Source organism: Burkholderia sp. EMB26 (assembly GCF_024730645.1).
Classification (GTDB): Bacteria; Pseudomonadota; Gammaproteobacteria; order Burkholderiales; family Burkholderiaceae; genus Burkholderia; species Burkholderia cenocepacia.
The window spans coordinates 805,251-825,822 of the sequence record NZ_CP078072.1; the positions used below are offsets into that span (position 1 = coordinate 805,251).

General features: G+C 68.4%; 19 protein-coding genes. 9 read left to right on the forward strand and 10 right to left on the reverse strand.

The window, feature by feature from the left end; all coding sequences use genetic code 11:
• Nucleotides 1-174 precede the first annotated feature (174 nt).
• From rbsK to KU887_RS33975, 3 genes are read left to right on the forward strand one after another with little or no spacing between them, the layout of a single operon-like run.
• Complete coding sequence (rbsK, locus tag KU887_RS33965; protein ID WP_006489721.1) at nucleotides 175-1,101, forward strand: ribokinase; 927 nt, start codon at nucleotides 175-177, stop codon at nucleotides 1,099-1,101.
• A 40-nt stretch (nucleotides 1,102-1,141) separates the two neighbouring features.
• A complete protein-coding gene (gene fucP / locus KU887_RS33970; protein WP_048986049.1) occupies nucleotides 1,142-2,515 on the forward strand; it encodes an L-fucose:H+ symporter permease in 1,374 nt (457 codons plus the stop codon).
• Nucleotides 2,516-2,517: 2 nt separating this feature from the next.
• Nucleotides 2,518-3,570, forward strand: coding sequence for an aldose 1-epimerase family protein (locus tag KU887_RS33975; RefSeq protein ID WP_058903735.1), 1,053 nt, complete (start codon nucleotides 2,518-2,520; stop codon nucleotides 3,568-3,570).
• Nucleotides 3,571-3,628: 58 nt separating this feature from the next.
• On the opposite strand, the gene deoR is transcribed toward KU887_RS33975, so the two are convergent.
• A complete protein-coding gene (gene deoR, locus KU887_RS33980; protein WP_006491525.1) occupies nucleotides 3,629-4,399 on the reverse strand; it encodes a DNA-binding transcriptional repressor DeoR in 771 nt (256 codons plus the stop codon).
• A gap of 146 nt (nucleotides 4,400-4,545) precedes the next feature.
• On the opposite strand from deoR, the gene deoC reads away from it, so the two are divergent.
• The 3 genes from deoC (at nucleotide 4,546) to KU887_RS33995 (ending at nucleotide 7,619) form a co-directional block, all read left to right on the forward strand.
• On the forward strand, nucleotides 4,546-5,226 hold the full coding sequence (gene deoC / locus KU887_RS33985; RefSeq protein WP_034203726.1) for a deoxyribose-phosphate aldolase: 681 nt from the start codon (nucleotides 4,546-4,548) through the stop codon (nucleotides 5,224-5,226).
• Between the two features lie 430 nt (nucleotides 5,227-5,656).
• Entirely contained in the window at nucleotides 5,657-6,568 is a 912-nt protein-coding gene (locus tag KU887_RS33990; RefSeq protein ID WP_034203727.1) for a phytanoyl-CoA dioxygenase family protein, read from the forward strand.
• Nucleotides 6,569-6,752: 184 nt separating this feature from the next.
• Nucleotides 6,753-7,619 (forward strand): DUF2071 domain-containing protein, encoded by an 867-nt coding sequence (locus tag KU887_RS33995; protein ID WP_012493784.1) that lies wholly within the window; start codon nucleotides 6,753-6,755, stop codon nucleotides 7,617-7,619.
• Nucleotides 7,620-7,627: 8 nt separating this feature from the next.
• Here the strand turns inward: KU887_RS33995 and KU887_RS34000 are convergent, their stop codons facing one another.
• Nucleotides 7,628-8,569 carry an ATP-binding protein gene (locus tag KU887_RS34000; RefSeq protein WP_077057200.1) on the reverse strand — a complete coding sequence of 314 codons (942 nt, stop codon included), beginning with the start codon at nucleotides 8,567-8,569 and terminating at the stop codon, nucleotides 7,628-7,630.
• Nucleotides 8,570-8,601: 32 nt separating this feature from the next.
• A complete protein-coding gene (locus KU887_RS34005) occupies nucleotides 8,602-9,510 on the reverse strand; it encodes a DMT family transporter (RefSeq protein ID WP_258258607.1) in 909 nt (302 codons plus the stop codon).
• Between the two features lie 90 nt (nucleotides 9,511-9,600).
• Between KU887_RS34005 and KU887_RS34010 the strand changes: the two genes are divergently transcribed.
• Nucleotides 9,601-10,401, forward strand: coding sequence for a helix-turn-helix transcriptional regulator (locus tag KU887_RS34010; RefSeq protein WP_059721730.1), 801 nt, complete (start codon nucleotides 9,601-9,603; stop codon nucleotides 10,399-10,401).
• Between the two features lie 14 nt (nucleotides 10,402-10,415).
• Here the strand turns inward: KU887_RS34010 and KU887_RS34015 are convergent, their stop codons facing one another.
• Together KU887_RS34015 and KU887_RS34020 are read right to left on the reverse strand one after the other, a co-directional pair.
• A complete protein-coding gene (locus KU887_RS34015; RefSeq protein WP_034203731.1) occupies nucleotides 10,416-10,901 on the reverse strand; it encodes a DUF1772 domain-containing protein in 486 nt (161 codons plus the stop codon).
• Complete coding sequence (locus KU887_RS34020) at nucleotides 10,898-11,728, reverse strand: NmrA family transcriptional regulator (protein ID WP_258258608.1); 831 nt, start codon at nucleotides 11,726-11,728, stop codon at nucleotides 10,898-10,900. Before KU887_RS34020 ends, KU887_RS34015 begins: the two co-directional genes overlap by 4 nt.
• A 94-nt stretch (nucleotides 11,729-11,822) precedes the next feature.
• Between KU887_RS34020 and KU887_RS34025 the strand changes: the two genes are divergently transcribed.
• Entirely contained in the window at nucleotides 11,823-12,488 is a 666-nt protein-coding gene (locus KU887_RS34025) for a TetR/AcrR family transcriptional regulator (RefSeq protein WP_006489724.1), read from the forward strand.
• A 71-nt stretch (nucleotides 12,489-12,559) separates the two neighbouring features.
• On the opposite strand, the gene KU887_RS34030 is transcribed toward KU887_RS34025, so the two are convergent.
• The 5 genes from KU887_RS34030 to KU887_RS34050 all read right to left on the reverse strand — a co-directional run bounded on the left by KU887_RS34030 (nucleotide 12,560) and on the right by KU887_RS34050 (nucleotide 19,238).
• The gene (locus KU887_RS34030; protein ID WP_006489742.1) at nucleotides 12,560-13,414 is read right to left on the reverse strand and encodes a 3-hydroxybutyryl-CoA dehydrogenase; all 855 of its coding nucleotides are present in this window, start codon (nucleotides 13,412-13,414) and stop codon (nucleotides 12,560-12,562) included.
• 38 nt (nucleotides 13,415-13,452) lie between these two features.
• On the reverse strand, nucleotides 13,453-14,646 hold the full coding sequence (gene bktB / locus KU887_RS34035) for a beta-ketothiolase BktB (RefSeq protein ID WP_034203733.1): 1,194 nt from the start codon (nucleotides 14,644-14,646) through the stop codon (nucleotides 13,453-13,455).
• A gap of 49 nt (nucleotides 14,647-14,695) precedes the next feature.
• A complete protein-coding gene (locus KU887_RS34040; protein ID WP_077181273.1) occupies nucleotides 14,696-16,324 on the reverse strand; it encodes an electron transfer flavoprotein-ubiquinone oxidoreductase in 1,629 nt (542 codons plus the stop codon).
• Between the two features lie 81 nt (nucleotides 16,325-16,405).
• Nucleotides 16,406-18,196 (reverse strand): acyl-CoA dehydrogenase, encoded by a 1,791-nt coding sequence (locus KU887_RS34045; protein WP_048987815.1) that lies wholly within the window; start codon nucleotides 18,194-18,196, stop codon nucleotides 16,406-16,408.
• Nucleotides 18,197-18,401: 205 nt separating this feature from the next.
• A complete protein-coding gene (locus tag KU887_RS34050) occupies nucleotides 18,402-19,238 on the reverse strand; it encodes a helix-turn-helix domain-containing protein (RefSeq protein ID WP_034203736.1) in 837 nt (278 codons plus the stop codon).
• 110 nt (nucleotides 19,239-19,348) lie between these two features.
• Between KU887_RS34050 and KU887_RS34055 the strand changes: the two genes are divergently transcribed.
• Complete coding sequence (locus tag KU887_RS34055; protein WP_125333453.1) at nucleotides 19,349-20,548, forward strand: NAD(P)/FAD-dependent oxidoreductase; 1,200 nt, start codon at nucleotides 19,349-19,351, stop codon at nucleotides 20,546-20,548.
• Nucleotides 20,549-20,572 lie beyond the last annotated feature (24 nt).

Genomic DNA, 20,572 nt, shown 5'->3' on the forward strand with positions numbered 1-20,572 from the left:
ATGCCGACAGCGGCATGCGGGCGTCTCGTCCGCCTGGCCAGCGACCGAAAAGTGACCCTCCTAACATCATAGGATTGCATTTTCACATTCAATGTGATTTTATTATCACCTGTCGCGAGCGGCCGCCGACCATGCGCGCGCCGCGGCGCATCCCATACCAAGGAAGAGACGCAGATGGAGACAATCGCCGTCATCGGCAGCAACATGGTCGACCTCGTGACCTATGTCGCGCGCATGCCCGCCCGGGGCGAGACGCTGGAGGCCCCGAACTTCGAGCTCGGCTGCGGCGGCAAGGGCGCGAACCAGGCCGTCGCGGCCGCGCGCCTCGGCGCGCGCGTCGTGATGGTCACGAAAGTTGGCGACGACGTGTTCGCCGACAACACGATCCGCAACTTCGAACGCGAAGGCATCGACACCACGCACGTGCGCAAGGTCGCCGGCGTGCCGAGCGGCGTCGCGCCGATCTTCGTCGAGCCCGATTCGAGCAACAGCATCCTGATCGTCAAGGGCGCGAACCGCCACCTGCGGCCGGCCGACATCGACGCGGCCGCGCCGATGCTCGCCGAATGCGCGCTGATCGTGCTGCAGCTCGAGATCGAGCTCGACACCGTCTATCACGCGATCGAATTCGGCGCGCGGCACGGCATTCCGGTGCTGCTGAATCCCGCACCGGCGGTCGCCGACCTCGATTTCGAACGCATCCGCTCCGTCGAATTCTTCGTGCCGAACGAAACCGAGCTCGCGATCGTGTCGGGTATGCCGGTCGATTCGCGCGAAAGTGCGACCCGCGCCGCCGAAGCGCTGGTCGCGCGCGGGCTCAAGCACGTGCTCGTCACGCTCGGCAGCAACGGTTCGCTGCTGGTATCGCGCGACGGCGTGCGGCACGTGCCGGGCGTCCCGGTCGACGCGCGCGACACGACGGGCGCGGGCGATGCCTATATCGGCTGCTTCGCACGCTGCTATGCGGCGTCGCGCGACGCGATCGATGCGATGCGTTACGCATCCGCGTACGCCGCGCATTCGGTCACGGGCCTCGGCACGCAAAAGTCGTACGCCGACGCCGCGACGTTCGAACGCTTTCTCCGCGACGCCGGCTTCTGACCGGCGCCTTCATCGACGAGACATTGGGAAGGAGACACCCATGAGCCGAACCCGGATCGAACACGCCCCCGACGGCTATTACCTGAATCGCACGCCGCTCTTCGCGTTCACGCTGCTGTGCTGCCTGTTCGCGCTGTGGGGCACCGCCGCGAACCTGAACGACGTGCTGATCGCGCAGTTCAAGAAATCGTTCTTCCTGTCCGATTTCGAATCGGCGTTCGTGCAGTCCGCGTTCTATCTCGGCTACTTCTTCCTTGCGATTCCGGCCGCGACCGTCGTGAAGAAGTTCAGCTACAAGACGACGATCCTCGTCGGCCTGCTGCTCTACACGACCGGCTGCCTGCTGTTCTTCCCGGCCGCGTCGATGGCGAAGTACGGGATGTTCCTCGTCGCGCTGTTCGTGATCGCCGCGGGCCTGTCGTTCCTCGAAACGGCGTCGAACTCGTATTCGACGCTGATGGGCCCGCGCGACACCAGCACCCGGCGCCTGAACATCTCGCAGACGTTCTATCCGTTCGGCGCGATGGCCGGCGTCTACATGGGCAGCTTCCTGATCTTCAAGGAAGGCGACGCGTCGCATGCGCAGCTCGCGGCGATGTCGGCCGCCGACGCGCACACGCACCAGCTCGCGATGATCCAGGCGACGCTCGAGCCGTACAAGTGGCTGATCGTCGTGCTCGTCGCGGTGTTCATCGTGTTTGCGCTCACGCCGTACCCGGCCTGCAAGGGCAACGGCACGGGCGCGGTCACGCACCGGATCGACGCGCGCGGCACGCTCGCACGACTGTTCGGCAACCGGCGCTTCGTCGCGGGCGTGGTCGCGCAGTTCCTGTACGTCGGCGCGCAGGTCGGCGTATGGAGCTTCACGATCCGGCTCGCGATGCAGATCGGCGGCCTCACCGAGCGCGGCGCATCGCGCTACCTGCTCGCAACCTTCTTCGCGTTCTTCGTCGGCAAGCTGGTCGCGACGCTCGTGATGAAACGCGTCGGGCCGGCCAAGGTGCTGATCGTCTACGGCATCCTGTGCATCGCGCTGCTCGCGTACACGATCAGCGTGCACAACATCACGGCCGTCTATGCGGCCGTGTGCGTGAGCGTCTTCCTCGGCCCGTGCTGGCCGACGATCTACGGGCTGACGATCGACGGCCTCGGCAAGGACACCGAATACGGCGGCTCGATCCTCGTGATGAGCATCGTCGGCGGCGCGGTCGTGCCGCTGATCCAGGGGCTGATCTCGGATCACACCGGCGGCAACATGCAGCTCGCGTTCGTCGTGCCGCTCGTCTGCTTCGTCGTGATCGTCTACTACGGCTTCTACTGCCTGCGTCACCTGCCGGCGGCGACGCCCGACGCGGCGGCCGACGGCCACGCGTCCACGCGCTACGCCGCGACGCGCAACACGTCGGGAGCCTGACGATGCGGGGCGAGATCGAACTGCGGCGCGACGACTTCCGCGAAACACCGCGCACGCTGTACCGCACCGACGGCCTCACCGTGACCGCGTTCGCGTATCCGTCCGGCGTCGAGGCGCTGAAGCTCGAGAACCGCCGCGGCCATCTCGTCGTGCTGCCGTATCTCGGCCAGATGATCTGGGCGGCCGAATTCGACGGCCGCGACCTGACGATGAAGCACATGTTCCGGCAGCCGAAGCGCGTGGCGTCGATCATCGACACCTACGGCTGCTTCATGTTCCACAGCGGACTGCTGCGCAACGGCTGCCCGGGGCCGGACGACACGCACGCGCTGCACGGCGAGATGCCGTGCGCGCCGATGGACCGCGCGAGCCTCGTCGTCGGCGCGGATGCGCGCGGCGCGACGGTCGAGGTGACCGGCGAGTACGAATACGTGCAGGGCTTCGGCAGCCACTACGTCGCGCGTCCGTCGGTGCGGCTGGCCGAGCACGATGCGCGGATGACGATCGCGATGGACGTGACGAACCTCGGCGGCGCGCCGATGGACCTGATGTACATGGCCCACCTGAACTACGCGTACGTGCCGGGCGGCCGCTTCGAGCAGTCGCTCCCGCCTGGCGGCATGCGGCTGCGCGACAGCGTGCCCGCGCACGTGAAGCCGACCGCCGCGTGGCGCGACTACACGGCCACGCTCGCGCGCGATCCGGCGCGGCTCGCGACGCTCGATGCGCCCGCGCTGTACGACCCCGAGATCGTGTTCTTCATGAACGAGGTTGAAACGGACGGCGACGGCGTCGCGCATTTCCGGCTCGCGCATCCGGACGGCGGCGCGTTCCACACCGCGTACCGCCCCGCGCAATTCCCGCATGCGACGCGCTGGATCCTGCACAACGCGGACCAGCAGGTCGCCGCGTTCGCGTTGCCGTCGACCTGCGAGCCCGAAGGTTACGAAGCCGAACGCCGCAAGGGCCACGTCGCGGCGCTGGCGCCGGGCGCGTCGCGCCGCTTCGACGTGGTCACCGGCTACCTGAGCGCGGCGGAAGCGCGCGATGCGTGATGTGATGGAAAACGTGATGAAAACCGCGACGAAAAGCGCGCCGCACGCCCGCGCCGCCTCACGTCACGAGCGCGATCCCGTGCTCGCGGATCGCGGTTTCGTAGCGACGGCTCAATTGGCCGTCGGAGATCACGTAGTTGAAATCGGTCAGTTCCGCGAAATAGGCCGCGCGCACTTCGTCGAACTTCGTGTGGTCGACCAGCAGGAAGCGGTTCTGCGCGCGCGCCATCACCTTCTTCTTCGCATCGACTTCGTGGAAGTTGAAGCACGTGACGCCGCAGCGGTCGCTCACGCCGGCCGCCGAGATGAACGCCTTCGACACGCGCACCGAATCGAGGATGCCCGTTTCGGCAACCGATTCGAACACCATGTTCTGGCGGTGATACGCGCCGCCGCACAGGATCACGTTGCAATGCGGCTTCTGCTGCAGCTTCGCGAACACGTTCAGCGAATTGCAGACCGCCGTGAATTCGAGGTCGTCGGCAATGAAATCGACGATGAACGGCGTGGTCGACCCGCAGTCGACGAAGATCGTGTCGCCGGTCGTCACGAATTGCGCGGCCAGCTTGCCGATGCGGCGCTTTTCCTCGGTCTGCCGGTTGTTCTCGGCGCTGATCAGGTATTCGCCGATGTCGCTGCGCTGCGCGGCGAAATGGCGCGTCACGTAGCCGCCGATCAGGCTGAGGCCGTGCGGGTTGTCCGCGAGATCGCGGCGGATCGTCATTTCGGACACGCCGAACAACTCGGCGACTTCCTTCAGATGAATCGCGTTCTGCCCTTGCAGCACGTTCATCAATGTCTTGATCCGCTCGCCCTTCTTTGTTTCCATGCCTGTATCCTGCGTGCCCGCCGCGTGAGTCGCTCGTCGTGCCGGGCGCGCGGGCCCGGCCGGAATGTCGTATTTGTAACAAACCGATGTGAAAACATCAACTTTCCGTGTGCCCTTTCCGCACACGATCCGTGGAGTCCTGACACATGCCGCTTTCCAACGCCCAACTCGCCCAAACCATCGATCACACGCTGCTCGCGCCCGACGCGAGCGACGCGCAGATCCGCGAACTCTGCCGCCAGGCGGCCGAGCATCGCTTTTACTCGGTCTGCGTGAATTCGGCGAACGTGCCGCTCGCCGCGCGCGAGCTGGCCGATACCGGCGTGCTCGTGTGTGCCGTGGTCGGCTTTCCGCTCGGCGCGGGGCTGTCCGCCGCGAAGGCATTCGAAGCCACCGCCGCGATCGCGGCGGGCGCCGGCGAGATCGACATGGTGATCAACATCGGCGCGCTGAAAAGCGGCCGCGCCGACGACGTGAAGGCCGACATCGACGCCGTGCATCGCGCGTGCGGCACGGTGCCGCTCAAGGTGATCCTCGAAACGGGGTTGCTGACCGACGACGAGAAGGTGCGCGTGTGCGAGATGTGCCGCGATCTCGGCGTCGCGTTCGTGAAGACGTCGACCGGGTTCGGCCACGGCGGCGCGACGCTCGCCGACGTCGCGCTGATGCGCCGCACGGTCGGACCGACGCTCGGCGTGAAGGCGTCGGGCGGCGTGCGCGACCGCGCGGCCGCGCTCGCGATGCTCGAAGCCGGCGCGACGCGGCTCGGTACGAGCTCGGGGGTGGCGATCGTCAGCGATCAGGCGGGCGGCGGATCGGGGTACTGACGCGCGAACGGCCGGCCTTCGCACGCGTGCATCACACGTCAAGACTGGCCGTCGAAACGCCTCGCGCAGGTTCCGGCCGGACCCGGTCCGACGTCGGACGCACGCCAGGCGCTCGGTGCGGCACACGCCATCGACGGCCAGCACGGCGATGCTGCGATCGGTGGTGCACACATCGGCTGCACCACCGCTACGGCGGCGCCGGCCGGGTACTGCGCTCGCCCGGCACGTGGCGGCATCGCGACGTCCACGTTGCCCCGCCCGCGCCATTCACGACCCGATAGCCCTTGTCGCAGAACGCGTCGGGCTGCTCGGCCGTCGGCAACCAACGTAAGGTATCGAACAGAAGCGTCCTTCGCGAAAATACGAAAATCGAAAAATCAGAGGCCGTCTGCATCGCTTCGCGATCCGTGAACTCATCGTCAAGGCTCCAATGCAAGCCAATCTTCGGTCCCGGTTCCATCACGACGGCTTTGCGGTCATCAACGGGCTGATCGACACCGCGGAGATCGAGGACTTGCGCGAAATCGGCCATCGTCTGCTCGGCAGTCGCACGGGCTACGCCCAGGGCCTGATGTTCGATTTCTATCCCGAGTCGAACGGGGGCGATTCCGGGCCTCAACTTCTCCAACTTCACTGGGCGTCCTATTTCGAGCGTCGGCTGGCGAAACTCCGTATCCGCTGCGCCGCGTTCGATATCGCCAAGGCGCTGCTCGGCCCGAATGTTCGTTTTGCCGGCGACAGCTTTTTCCTGAAGCAGTCGCGTACGGACACCGTGACGCCATGGCATCAGGACGACGCGTTTACCGACGCGCGCATCGACCATCGCGAAGTCAACTTCTGGATTCCGTTGCAAGCCGTGTCGGTCGACAACGGGTGCATGCGGTTCATCCCCGGGTCTCATCTGTACGACGTCCTTCCGCACGTACCGCTCGGGGGCGACGTGACCGCCCATGGACTCGAGTGTGTCGGCGGATTCGATCCGGCGCGCGCCGTGACGTGTCCGTTGATGCCGGGAGACTGCACCGTGCATGCGGGGCGCACGCTGCACGCCGCGGGGGCAAACTTCTCGGATCGGCCGCGGTACGCGTATGCGCTCAATTTCCGGTTACCACGACGGTGCTCGAGTACGACGACGAACTTTCCCTGGCACGACACGTGGCGCCCCTCGCGCATCGAGCGCTCCCAGGCGTCCCGGAATCTACGTGGGTGCTGGCCGTCCCTTCTGCACGAACTGTACACGTTCGATTTTCGCAATCCGTTCGAGTGGCGACTCGCGGGCGGCAGGATCGCGCGTTGGCTGAACGCGCCGCGGCAACCGATGCGCGAACCCGAGCCGGAATGAATCGCGGCGGGATCGGTGGAGCGCTGCCCCATCTCCCGTACGCGCGGGTCGGCGGAAATTTTCCATCGATTCCGGCGCGATCCGTCGCACGAGCGTGCATCATGCGGGCGGCGTCCGGCAAATGCACGGCGTTCGGCCAAGGACGCTGGCTCGCCTCTTCCGCACACATGACAACCCCGGCACAATGCCGCCCATGCGCTACGACAATACCTTCGTCTACCCGTCCTCCGGCTTCGCCGGCCGGCTCGCCAACCGGATCGTCGCGAGCGGCCCGCTGCTGCGCGCACGCCGCGCGCTGCTGTCGCGGCTGCCGTTCCTGCAGCTCGCGAGCGACGTCGAGCACGTCGTGTATTGCACGTGGGTCGTCGATGTCGCGGCCGTCGCGCCGCTCGTGCCGCGCGGCGTCACGCTCGCGAGCCGTGGCGGCCGCACGCTGTTCACGACGCTCACCTACCGGCACCGCCACTTCGGCCCGCGGCTCGCCGGCCCGCTGCGGCGCGTGTTTCCGTCGCCGCTGCAAAGCAACTGGCGGCTCTACGTCGACGCGCTGCCGGACGGCGCGCCGGCCGGGCGCACCGTGCTGTTCGTGAAGAACGTGTTCGACCACCCGCTCTATGCACTCGGCAGCCGGCTGTTCAGCGACGCGCTGCCGTCGCATCTCGCGCGGCCCTTCACGCATGCGGCGCGCGACGGACGCTACGACACGCTGCTGGCCGCGAGCGGCGGCAGCGCACCCGACTTCCGCTGCACGGCCGAAGCGTCGCACGACCGCACGCTGCCCGACGCCTTCGCGCCGTTCTTCGACGACTGGCGCGCGGCGGTCGCCGCGCTGTCGCTGCAGCACGCGGCCGTCGCCCATGTGGCAGACTGCGATCGCCTCGCGCATGCGTCGATCGACCTGCCGATCGACGTCGACGCGGTGCGGCCGCTCAAGACGATCGGCCCCGCAGGCGGCGGCGACTTCCTCGCCCGCATCGGCGCGACCGGCGAGCCGCTGTGCTTCGTCGTGCCGGACGTCGCATTCCGCGTCCTGTCCGAGCGGCTGCTGTAGCGCGCGGCTCAGGCGCGCCGGCGCCCCGGCGGGCGATCGTCCGCACCGCTTTCGTCCGCGAGCCGTCCCGCGTAATCGCGCGCGAACTGCACCGCGATGCGGCCCGAACGCGCGCCGCGTTCGAGCGCCCACTGCAGCGCGGGCTCGCGGGCCGCGCGAACCTGCGCGTCATCGAAACCGGCGGCGCCGAGCCGGCTCTCGACGACGGCCAGGTACTCGTCCTGCGTGAAGCCGTAGAACGTGACCCAGATCCCGAAGCGCTCGGACAGCGAAATCCGCTCCTCGACCGCGTCGCCCGGGTGCAGCTCGCCGTTCTCCGCACGCGTCACGTTCGCGTTGTCGCTCGCCTGCTCGGGCATCAGGTGGCGGCGATTCGACGTCGCGTACACGAGCACGTTCGACAGGTCGCTCGCGACCGAGCCGTCGAGCACCGTCTTGAGGCCCTTGTAGCCGGTCTCGCCGGCCTCGAACGACAGGTCGTCGCAAAACACGAGGTAGCGCTCGGGCCGCGCGCGCACCAGCTCGACGATCGCCGGCAGATCGTTCAGCCCTTCCTTGCTGACCTCGATCAACCGCAGGCCGTGCGCCGCGAACGCATGCAGGCACGCCTTCACGATCGACGACTTGCCGGTACCGCGCGCGCCGGTCAGCAACACGTGATTGGCCGCGAACCCGTGCACGAACTGGCGCGTGTTCCGCTCGACGATCGCCGCCTGCCGGCCGACGTTGCGCAGCGCGTCGAACCCGACGAGCGCGGGCGTGGCGATCGGTTCGAGCGGCGCCGTTCGATGGCCGCCGCCGACACCGCACCAGCGAAACGCAATGGCCGCATCGAAATCGATCGCTGCCGGCTGGCGGATGCCCGCCAACGCCTCGAGCGCGGTCGCGATCCGTTCGAGCTGGCGCGCGAGCGCCGGCGCGGCGCCAGGCGCGCATTCGTCCGGCAGCATGGCCATCAGATCCTGGAGGTCCGCATGCGCGCTCATTGGCGGGCTCCTTGCGATGCACCGGCTTGAAACGGAAACCGCTGCGCGAGCGCGACGCCGAGCAGCGCGACGCCGCCGCCGATCAGGTGATACAGCCGCAGCGATTCGCCGAGCAGCACGATCGCGCCGCCGGCCGTCATCACGGGCAGCAGGTTCATGAACATCGCGCGGCGGCTCGGGCCGAGCAGCCGCACGCCCTGCATCCACAGATACGGGAGCACCACCGACGCCAGCACGCCGGCATACAGGATCAGCGGCACGCTCGCGCGCGTCGGCCATGCGGCCTGCGCGGGCAGCCGCAGCAGCATCGGCACCATGAACACGAGTGCGGCCAGCGCCTGCACGTAAGTCGACTGCCACGCGGGCAGCGCGCCGATGCGCCAGCGCTTGAGCAGCACGCCGTACAGCGCGTACGCGGCCGACGCGGCCAGCATCAGCAGGTCGCCCAGCTGCACGCCGTGCGCGGCGATCGCCGTCGGGTGCCCTTCGGCGATCAGGTAGACGACGCCCGCGAGCGACAGCACGCCGCCGCCGATCATGCCGGCGCCCGGCGGATCGCCGAGCAGCAGCGAGCTCAGCAGCATCGTCATCAGCGGCACGAGCGCGGTGATGATCGCCATGTTGGTCGCGCTGGTCGTTTTCGCGGCCTCGTAGGACAGGCTCTGGAACAGCGCCATCGCGAGAAAGCCGAGCACCGCGAGCTTCGGCAGGTGCGCGACGAGCACCGCGCGATTGCGCCACGCGGGGCGCAGCGTGAAGACGCTCATCAGCGCGACGGCGAGCAGCAACCGGTAGAACGTGATGGCCGACGGGTCGATCGTCGACGCGGACAGCTTCGAGACGACGACGTTGCCGGCCCACAGCGCGATCGCGCAGAAGGGGAGCAGAAAAGGAGACTTGTTCATCGCGTTGGACGGATTAATATCGTGACAGGGAGGCTGGCGTGAATCGGAACGCCATCGTGCCCGCCCGCCCACTGCCTGTCTCACGCCAAAATGTCACGACTTGTCGCCAATCGGACACTCGAGTCCACCCCGCCGTTTGCGCACCTGCGCTACGAATCGACGCCGATGCCCGTGTCGGCGATGGCGGCCACCTACGTGCACGGCACGTCGATCGCGCCGCACCGCCATCGGCGCGCGCAACTGCTCTATGCGATCGAGGGCGTGATGCACGTCGAATCCGAAGGTGCATCGTGGGTCGTGCCGCCGACGCGCGGCGTATGGCTCGAAGCCGGGCTCGACCATACGGTGCAGATGAGCGGCGACGTGCAGATGCGCACGGTGTTCGTCGAGCCGGGCGCGGTCGAGCACCTGCCCGCGCGCAGTTGCGTCGTCGAAGTGCATCCGCTGCTGCGCGAGCTGATTCTCGCCGCAGTCGACGTGCCGCTCGATTACGCGCCGGGCTCGCGCCACGATCACCTGATGCACCTGCTGCTTGCGGAAGTGACCGTCGCGCCGCTGCTGCCGCTGTACCTGCCGTGGCCGCACGACGCGCGCCTGCGGACGATCTGCGACACGCTGGTCGCCACGCCCGACGACCTGCGCACGATCGCCGAGTGGGCCGACCTGCTCGGCCTGTCGGTCCGCACGCTGCATCGCGCGTTCCGGCGCGAGACGGGGCTCAGCTTCCGCCGCTGGCGCGAGCAGGCGCGGCTGCTGCTCGCACTCAAGCGTCTGGCGCACGGCGAAAAAGTGCTGACCGTCGCGATGGATCACGGCTACAGCAGCCAGAGCGCGTTCTCCGCGATGTTCAAGCGGCACTTCGGGATGTCGCCGTCGGCGTTTTACGCGTAACGGCGGCGCTGCCGCTAGCGCGCCGCGAGTGCCGCGATGAAGCATGCGCATGCGACCGCCGACGCCACCGTGCGCACGTGATTCCACCTCGTCCAGTCGTGCAGGTAGCGCGTCCACAGCGCCGCGCCTTGCGCCGTGGCCGGATCGGCTGCGGCGAGCGCATCGTTGAGCGGCACGTTGACGGCCAGCGTCACCGCGAACATGCCGAACACGTACAGCACGCCGCCGGCGAGCGCCGCCATCGCGCCCGGCGAATCGCGATCGAACAGCGCGATCACGACGAGCGCGAGCGCCATCAGCGTCGTGACGAGAAACAGCGGCATGAACGGCGAACGCACGATGTCGACGTTGATCGCGTTCATCGCGGCCGCGCCGGCCGGCGGCGCGAGCCGTCCGAGCGACGTCATCACGAACGTCGAGAACGCGAAGTACACGCCGGCCATCAGCCCGCAGCCGATGGCGGAACCCCACAGCAACGCGGCCGTCACGAACGCGATCATGGTCGGGCGCTCCATACGCCGGTCGCGGCGACCGCGCGCGCATAGTCGGAGAAATCGCGCGCCGGGCGCCCGAGCGTGGCGTCGACGCCGTGCGTCACCGCGCTGTTGCGCCCGTCGAGCACCCCGTCGAACAGGTCGTCGAGCAACGCGACGACCGGCTCCGGCACGCCGACCTCGCTCAGCCCCGCGACGAATGCATCGTGCGGAATCTCGCGGTAGGCGATCGGCCGCCCGGCGGCCCGCGCGATTTCGTCGACCGCTTCCGCGAACGTCAGCGCGCGCGGGCCGGTGACCTCGATCACGCGGTCCGCGAACCGCGCATCGGTGAGCGCGGCCACGGCCACGTCCGCGATGTCGTCCGCATCGACGAACGGCTCGGGCACCGCGCCGGCGGGCAGCGCGACTTCGCCGGCCAGCACGCCGTCGAGCAGATAGCCTTCGGAGAAGTTCTGGTTGAACCAGCTTGCCCGCACGACACCCCAGCCCACGCCCGACGCCTGCAACGCAGCCTCGGCGGCCTGTGCGCGCGGCTCGCCGCGCCCGGACAGCAGCACCACGCGCTCGACGCCGCGGTCCCGCGCGAGCCGCGCGAATCGGGCGATCGCGTCCACCGCGCCTTCGACGGCCAGATCGGGCTGGTAGGTCACATAGGCGGCCGACACGCCATCGAGCGCGGCCGGCCACGTTTCGGGCGCCGTCCAGTCGAAGCGGACGGCCGACGTGCGCGATACCGGCCGTGTCGCATGGCCGCGCGCACGCAGCCGGGCATCGACGCGGGCGCCCGTCTTGCCCGAACCGCCGACGATGAGGAGGGGAAGTGCCGACATGTGCGTCTCCTTTTGGAAAAACACGAGAATCTCTCGTGTTTCAAAAACACGATAGACTCTCGCATTAGCAACGTCAAGCTTTTCGGGAGACAGCATGGGCCGACAAAAATCGGGGCAGAGCGACGAACCCGACGCGGCGGCAGCGGACGCGCCGGCGCGCGCGCGGCTGGTACCGACGCAGCAGCGCAGCCGCGAGCGGTTCGAGCGCATCCTCGCGTGCGCGTCGGAAGTGATGATCGAGAAAGGCTGCGACGCGTTCCGGATGAGCGACATCGTCGAACGCACGGGCATCTCGTTCGGTTCGCTGTACCAGTACTTTCCGGACAAGGCCGCGGTGATCGGCACGCTCGCGGAGCGCTACAACGCCGTCGGCCACGACTGCGTGCGGCGCGACCTCGCGGGAATGAAGACGATCGACGATCTGCACGCCACGCTCGCGCGCATCACGGACAGCTACTACCGGATGTTCGTCGACGAGCCGCTGATGCGCGACATCTGGCGCGCGACGCAGGCCGATCGCGCGCTGCAGGCACTGGATCGCGCGGACGGCGAATTCCTGGCCGGACTGTTCGCGGATGCGCTGGCGGAAGTCGCGCCCGACACGACGCGCGCACAGCGCAGCGCATTCGCGGAACTGATGATGATCCAGATCGCGGCGGCCGTACGCCATGCGATCACGCTGCCGCCGAAGGCGGCGCGGCACATGCTGGCGATGTTCAAGCGCGCGCTGCCGCGCGACCTGTCGGTACTCGACGCGTAATCGCGCCGCGCGCGCCGCACCATGCACGCGGCCGCCCGAAGGCGGCCGCGCGAAGTGGCATGACGCGCCGCTTACTTGCTGTAGTCGTACACGCCGCGCCCGGTCTTGCGCCCGAGCCGCCCGGCCGACACCATCTCGCGCAGCAGCGGGCACGCGCGATACTTCGGATCGCCGAAGTCCTTCACGAACACGTCCATCACCGCGAGGCACACGTCGAGGCCCACGAGGTCGGCCAGCGCGAGCGGCCCGATCGGGTGGTTCGCGCCGAGCTTCATCCCCGCGTCGATCTCCTCGGCCGACGCGATGCCCTCGGCCAGCACGAAGAACGCTTCGTTGATCATCGGCACCAGGATCCGGTTCACGACGAAGCCCGGCGAATTGCGCACGCCGATCGGCGACTTGTCGAAACGCTCGGTCAGCGCGCGCACGGCCGACGCGGTCGCGTCGCTCGTCTGCAGCCCGCGGATGATCTCGACGAGCGGCATCAGCGGCACCGGGTTGAAGAAGTGCATGCCGAGAAAACGCGACGGATCGGCGAGCGGCGCCGCGAGCGCGGTGATCGAGATCGACGACGTGTTGGTCGCGATGATCGCGTCCGGGCGTGCGACGGCCTCGATCTGCTTCAGGATGCGGCCCTTCAGCTCGACGTTCTCGGTCGCGGCTTCGATCACGATGTCGACGGCGGCGAGCTTCGCGTAGTCGGTCGACGTCGTGATGCGCGCGAGCGCCGCATCGCGTGCGGCCGCGTCGAGCTTGTCCTTCGACACGAGCCGCTCGAGGCTGCCCTTCAGCGTCGCGAGACCCTTGTCGAGCGCGGCGTCGCTGACGTCGATCATCACGACGTTCAGTCCTGCAACGGCCGCCGTTTGCGCAATGCCGTTACCCATGGTTCCGGCGCCCACGACGCCGACGGTTTCGATGGCCATGAAATGTCCTGTGTGTTCGGATGCTGAGCGGTCGATTATCAGATGTTCTCGAAGATCGCCGCAATCCCCTGGCCGCCGCCGATGCACATCGTCACGAGCGCGTAACGCCCGCCGATGCGCTTCAGCTCGTACAGCGCCTTCACCGTGATCAGCGCGCCGGTCGCACCGATCGGGTGACCGAGCGAGATGCCCGAGCCGTTCGGGTTGACCTTGGCCGGATCGAGGCCGAGCGCCTGCGTGACCGCGCACGCCTGGGCCGCGAATGCCTCGTTGGCTTCGATCACGTCGAGATCGCTGATCTTCAGGCCCGCGCGTTCGAGCGCCTTCTGCGTGGCCGGCACCGGGCCGATACCCATGTACGCCGGATCGACGCCCGCGTGCGCATACGCGACGAGGCGGGCGAGCGGCTTCACGCCCTGTGCGCGCGCGGCGTCCGCGCTCATCATCAGCACGGCGGCCGCGGCATCGTTGATGCCCGACGCGTTGCCGGCCGTCACGGTGCCGTTCTCCTTCGCGAACACCGGCTTGAGCTTCGTGAAATCGTCCGCGCTCGCGTCGTGACGCACGTGCTCGTCGGTGTCGAACGCGACTTCGCCCTTCTTGGTGCGGATCGAGATCGGCAGGATCTGGTCCTTGAAGCGCCCTTCCGCGATCGCGCGCGCCGCGCGACGATGCGATTCGAGCGCCAGCGCGTCCTGCGCTTCACGCGAGATGTCGTATTTCTTCGCGACGTTCTCGGCCGTCACGCCCATGTGGATCGTCTGGAACGGGTCGTGCAGCGCGCCGAGCATCATGTCGACGAGCTTGCCGTCGCCCATGCGCTGGCCGAAGCGCGCGGCCGGCACGGTGTACGGCGCGCGGCTCATGCTCTCCGAGCCGCCGCCGATCGCGACGTCGGCATCGCCGAGCATGATCGTCTGCGCGGCCGACACGATCGCCTGCAGGCCCGAGCCGCACAGGCGGTTCACGGTCAGCGCCGGCGTGTGCTGGGCGACGCCGCCGTTGATCGCCGCGACGCGCGCGAGATACATGTCCTTCGGCTCGGTGTTCACGACGTGGCCGAACACGACGTGCCCGACCGCGTCGCCCGGCACGTTCGCGCGCGACAGCACTTCGGCGACCACCTTCGCGCCGAGGTCGGTCGGCGAGAAATCCTTCAGGCTGCCGCCGAAATCACCGATCGCGGTACGGACACCGCTCACCACCACGACTTCCTTCGCTGCATTGCTCATCGTCTCACTCCGGTTCGTTCGCGCCCGCGGGGCGCGGGGATGCGTTGCGTTACATGTTCGGGTAATTCGGCCCGCCGCCGCCTTCCGGCGTGACCCACACGATGTTCTGCGTCGGGTCCTTGATGTCGCAGGTCTTGCAGTGCACGCAGTTCTGCGCGTTGATCACGAGGCGCTCGCTGCCGTCGTCGTTCTTCACGAACTCGTACACCGCCGCCGGGCAGAAACGCGCCTCCGGCCCCGCGTAGGTACGCAGGTTCACGTTCACCGGCACGCTCGCATCCTTCAGCGTCAGGTGCGCCGGCTGGTTCTCCTCGTGGTTCGTGTTCGAGATGAACACCGACGACAGCCGGTCGAACGTCAGCTTGCCGTCCGGCTTCGGATACGCGATCGGCTCGCACTGCGACGCCGGCTTCAGCATCTCGTGGTCCGCATGCTGGTGATGCAGCGTCCACGGCACGTTGCCGCCCATCACCTTCTGCTCGAGCCCGACCATCAGCGTGCCCAGGTACAGGCCCTTGGCCATCCACTGCTTGAAGTTGCGCGCGCGGTACAGCTCCGTGTACAGCCACGATTGCTTGAACGCATCCGGATACGCATTGAGCTCGTCCGATTGACGGCCGGCCTGCACCGCGTCGAATGCGGCGTCGGCGGCCAGCATGCCGGTCTTGATCGCCGCGTGGCTGCCCTTGATCCGCGACGCGTTCAGGAAACCCGCGTCGTCGCCGATCAGCGCGCCGCCCGGGAACACCGTCTTCGGCAGCGACAGCAGGCCGCCGGCCGTGATCGCGCGCGCGCCGTACGACACGCGCTTGCCGCCCTCGAGGAATGCGCGGATCGACGGGTGCGTCTTGTAGCGCTGGAATTCCTCGAACGGCGACAGGTACGGGTTCGTGTAGCCCAGGCCCACCACGAAGCCGACCACGACCTGGTTGTTGTCCATGTGATACAGGAACGAGCCGCCGTACGTATCGGACTTCAGCGGCCAGCCGGCCGTGTGGATCACGAGGCCCGGCTTGTGCTTGGCCGGATCGATTTCCCACAGTTCCTTGATGCCGATCCCGTACGCCTGCGGATCGGCGTTCGCGTCGAGCTTGAATTTCGAGATCAGCTGGCGGCCGAGATGGCCGCGGCAGCCTTCGGCGAACAGCGTGTACTTCGCGTGCAGCTCCATGCCGAGCTGGAAGTTCTCGGTCGGCTCGCCGTCCTTGCCCACGCCCATGTTGCCGGTCGCGACGCCTTTGACCGAGCCGTCGTCGTTGTAGAGAATCTCCGCGGCGGGGAAGCCGGGGAAGATCTCGACGCCCAAGGCTTCCGCCTGCTGGCCCAGCCAGCGCGTGACGTTGCCCAGCGAAATCACGTAGTTGCCGTGATTCTTGAAGTTGTCGGGCAGCGCCCAGTTCGGCGTCGTGACCGCGCTCTTCTCGGACAGGAACAGGAAGCGGTCTTCCGTCACCTCGACGTCGAGCGGCGCGCCGCGTTCCTTCCAGTCGGGAAACAGCTCGGTGATCGCGCGCGGGTCCATCACCGCGCCCGACAGGATGTGCGCGCCGATCTCGGAACCCTTCTCGAGCACGCACACGCCGATCTCGGCGCCTTTCTCGGCGGCCAGCTGCTTGAGCCGGATCGCCGCCGACAGCCCGGCGGGGCCGCCGCCGACGATCACGACGTCGTATTCCATCGATTCGCGCGGACCGTATTGCGCGAGCAAGTCCTGTGTGGTCAAAATCCTGTCTCCTGCTGCGTCCCGACCGTCAGTGGGTCAGAACTGGTCTTCCGTCAACGCGAGCACGCTCTCGTTGCCCTTCGCGCCGACGATCGACGCTTCGAGCGCACCCGCCTGTACCAGCACGTGCTCCGCATAGCATTGCGCGATCGCGATCTTCGCGTCGAAGAACGCCGGGTCGCTCGCACGGTTCGCGTGCGCGGCCACCAGCGCGCGCGCCATCTGCCAGCCGCACAGCACCACGCCCGCCAGCTTCAGGTACGGCACGCTGCCCGCGAACACCGCGTTCGGGTCCTGCTTCACGTTCGCGAGCACGTAGTCCACCACCGCCGCCAGCGAGCGCGCACCCTTCTCCAGCTGCGCCTTCATCGACGCGGCCGCCGCACCGTCCAGCTTGCCGAGCGCCGTCACCGTGTCGCCGATTTCCGCGAGCAGCGCCTTCGCCACCGCGCCGCCGTCGCGCAGCGTCTTGCGGCCCACCAGGTCGTTCGCCTGGATCGCCGTCGTCCCTTCGTAGATCGCCAGGATCCGCGCATCGCGGTAGTACTGCGCCGCGCCCGTCTCCTCGATGAACCCCATCCCGCCGTGCACCTGCACGCCCAGGCTCGCGACGTCGTTCACCATCTCCGTGCTCCAGCCCTTCACGACCGGCACCAGATACTCGTAGATTGCCTGATGACGCGCGCGCGTCGCCTCGTCCGAATGGCGGTGGGCAATGTCGCTGTGCGCGGCAGCCACGTAGGCCAGCGCCCGCGCGCCTTCGGTCAGCGCACGCATCGTGCCCAGCATCCGGCGCACGTCCGGGTGATGGATGATCGTCACCGACTGCTTGGCCGAGCCGTCCACCGGGCGGCTTTGCACGCGTTCCTTCGCGAATTCGGCCGCCTTCTGGTACGCGCGGTCGGCCACGCCGATCCCCTGCATCCCGACCCCGAAGCGCGCCGCGTTCATCATGATGAACATGTATTCGAGGCCGCGGTTCTCCTCGCCCACCAGATAGCCGATCGCGCCGCCGTGATCGCCATACTGCAGCACCGCCGTCGGGCTCGCCTTGATCCCGAGCTTGTGCTCGATCGACACGCAGTGCACGTCGTTGCGCGCACCGAGCGAGCCGTCGTCGTTGACCATGAACTTCGGCACGATGAACAGCGAGATGCCCTTCACGCCTTCCGGCGCGTTCGGCGTGCGCGCGAGCACCAGGTGGACGATGTTGTCCGCCATGTCGTGCTCGCCCCACGTGATGAAGATCTTGGTGCCGAACACCTTGTAGGTGCCGTCGCCCTGCGGCTCGGCGCGCGAGCGCACCAGCGCGAGGTCGGAGCCCGCCTGCGGCTCGGTCAGGTTCATCGTGCCGGTCCATTCGCCCGAGATCAGCTTCGGCACGTAGCGCTGCTTCTGCTCGTCGGTGCCGGCCGTCAGCAGCGCCTCGATCGCGCCGTCGGTGAGCAGCGGACACAGCGCGAACGACAGGTTCGACGCGTTCAGCATCTCGATGCACGGCGTCGCGATCAGCTTCGGCAGCCCCTGGCCGTCGTACTCGGCCGGATGCTGCAGCCCCTGCCAGCCGCCCTCGACGAACTGGCGGAACGCTGCGCCGAAGCCCGGCGTCGCGGTCACGACACCGTCCTTCCAGCTGCTCGGATTGCGGTCGCCTTCGACGTTCAGCGGCGCCAGCACCTCGCCGCAGAATTTCGCGGACTCGTCGAGCACGGCCTGCGCCGTGTCGTAACCCGCATCCTCGAAGCCCGGCAACTGCGCGACGGCGTCGATGCCCGCGAGTTCCTTCAGCACGAACAGCATGTCCTTGACGGGGGCGTTATAGCTCATGGTCGATGTTCCAATCAGGCGGTGAATAGGGCGCGACGCGGGCCCGGTACGGCAAAACCGGCCAGCGCCGCGACGTGATGGGCCATCCTAACGCCGGGACTCCCGATTCCGATTGTCATATCCGGCCCACATGGTGACAAAACCGGCCACGTCGCGCGCCGGCGGCGGCCGTCGCATCTGGCCGCGAAAGCCCGTCTGGCGGGCGTCAGCGCCCGTCCGGCTGCCGTTCCGGCCGGGTGGCGAAATAGTGCGCGGGCGAATCGCCGAGCGCCTTTCGGAACATCGCGATGAAGTTGCTGGGCGATGCGTAACCCAGCAGGTCCGACACTTCGGCCACCGGACAGCCGCGGGCGAGCAGGTCGAGGCCGCGCGCGAGCCGGGCCTGCTGGCGCCATTGCGCGAAGCTCAACCCGGTTTCGGCCGACATGAGCCGCCGCAACGTACGCGGCGACATCGCACCGAACGCCGCCCACGCATCGAGCGTGCGCCGGCTGCCGGGATCGTCGAGAAGCGCCCGTGCCACCCGCGCGAGCCGCGGATCGGCGGGCATCGGCACGTGCAACGCCTCGCGCGGCGTGCGACGGATTTCGTCGTGGATGACCGCAGCCATCCTCGCGTGCTCCGGCGCCAGCGGCGCGTGCTTGTCCCATTCGATCGCACGATGCGCGAGCGAACGCAGCACCGCGCTGATGCCGATCACGCACGGTTCGTCCGGCAGGCCCGCGCAGAACGGCGGCGCGGCCAGCAGCACCCAGCCACCGGGCGCGCCGCTCACCCGCACCTTGTGCGGCATGCCGGGCGGCACCCAGCCCGCACGATGCGGCGGCAGCAGCCACGCACCGCGCGGCGTATGAACGTGGATCAACCCCGCCTCGACACACAGCACCTGACCGCGCGCATGCGCGTGCCAGTCATAGTCGCGTGTGCCGAGCCGATACGCGCTGGCCGGATCGTCATTGCCGCGCAGCGCGATCAGCGCGGGGCCGTCCAGCCATTCGCTGTAGTCGGGAAGCGCCAGGTCGGCGGCGGTACGGTTATCCATATTGGCCAGTCTACGGCATTGAACGGCCAGATGCCGTTATCCGCCCACCCGTGACGCACGGAACAATGCATGCCGGACCGCGCGCCCGCGCGGCTAACGGAGAGCGTTCCATGCACGACATTCACGTCGCCATCGTCGGTGCAGGTCTCGGCGGCCTGGCCCTCGCCCAGGCCTTGAAACAGGCCGGCATCGCGTTCGATGTCTACGAGCGCGACGCGGCCATCGACAGCCGGAGGCAGGGCTACCGCATCCGGATCGACGCGACCGGCCAGCGCGCGCTGGCGGCCTGCCTGCCGGCCGGGCCGGCGGCATTGTTCCGGGCATCGGCGTCGCAGGGCACCGGCGCCGTGCGGCTCGCGACGCCCCGGCTCACGCCGGCCCACGGACATGCGCCCGCCGGCTGGCACACCGCACCGGACACGGCGGACCTGAGCGTGAACCGGCTGACCCTGCGGGAGATCCTGATGGCCGGCATCGAGGATCGCGTGCATGTCGGCCACGCGGTCGACCGCTATCGAGTACTGCCCGACGGCCGCGCACACGTGACGTTCGCGAGCGGCACGTCCGGGTCCGTCACGTGCGACGTGCTGGTCGGCGCGGACGGCATCCATTCGACCCTCCGCGCGCAGCTCGTTCCGGCGGCCGCGCCGGTCAGGACCGGCGCCCTGTGCGTCTACGGCAGGACCCGGCTGCCGACCGACGATCCCGCGTTCCCCGAAGCCGCCGGGTTGCGCGCCGCCACCACGGTGATCGTGGCCGACGGGTGCGCGGCGGTCCTCGAGGACATGCGGTTCCGCACCGACCTGCGGGCGCTCGCGGCCCATGCGCTGCCGTGCAGCCGGTTCACGCCGCCGGACGACTATTTCTACTGGGCCGCGATCGGACCGTCGAGCCGCTTCGGGCTGGATGACGCCGACCCGACGGCTGCGCTCGCGGCTCGAATCCCGGCCGCGCTCCGGCATGTCGTGCGGGACTGGCACCCGGTGCTGCGCCGCCTGCTGCTCGACACACCGTCCGACGCCGTCACCGCGCTGCCCGTGCGTCGCGGACGCCCCGACGTAGCGCTGCCGGCCGGCCCGGTTACGCTACTGGGCGACGCGATCCATGCCATGAGTCCCGCCGGCGGCGCGGGCGCCAATACGGCGCTCAGGGATGCCGCCGCGCTGGCGGCGCGGCTGGCCGGGCAGACCGCCAACGATGGCGATATCCGGCACGCGCTGACGCGATATGCGGAAGACATGCGCGTGTGGGCGACCGACGCGGTGATCGCGTCCGATCGCGCGGCCGCGCGGCTGTTTGCCGGGAATTGAGCGGAATGTGTCCGTCGATCGGAA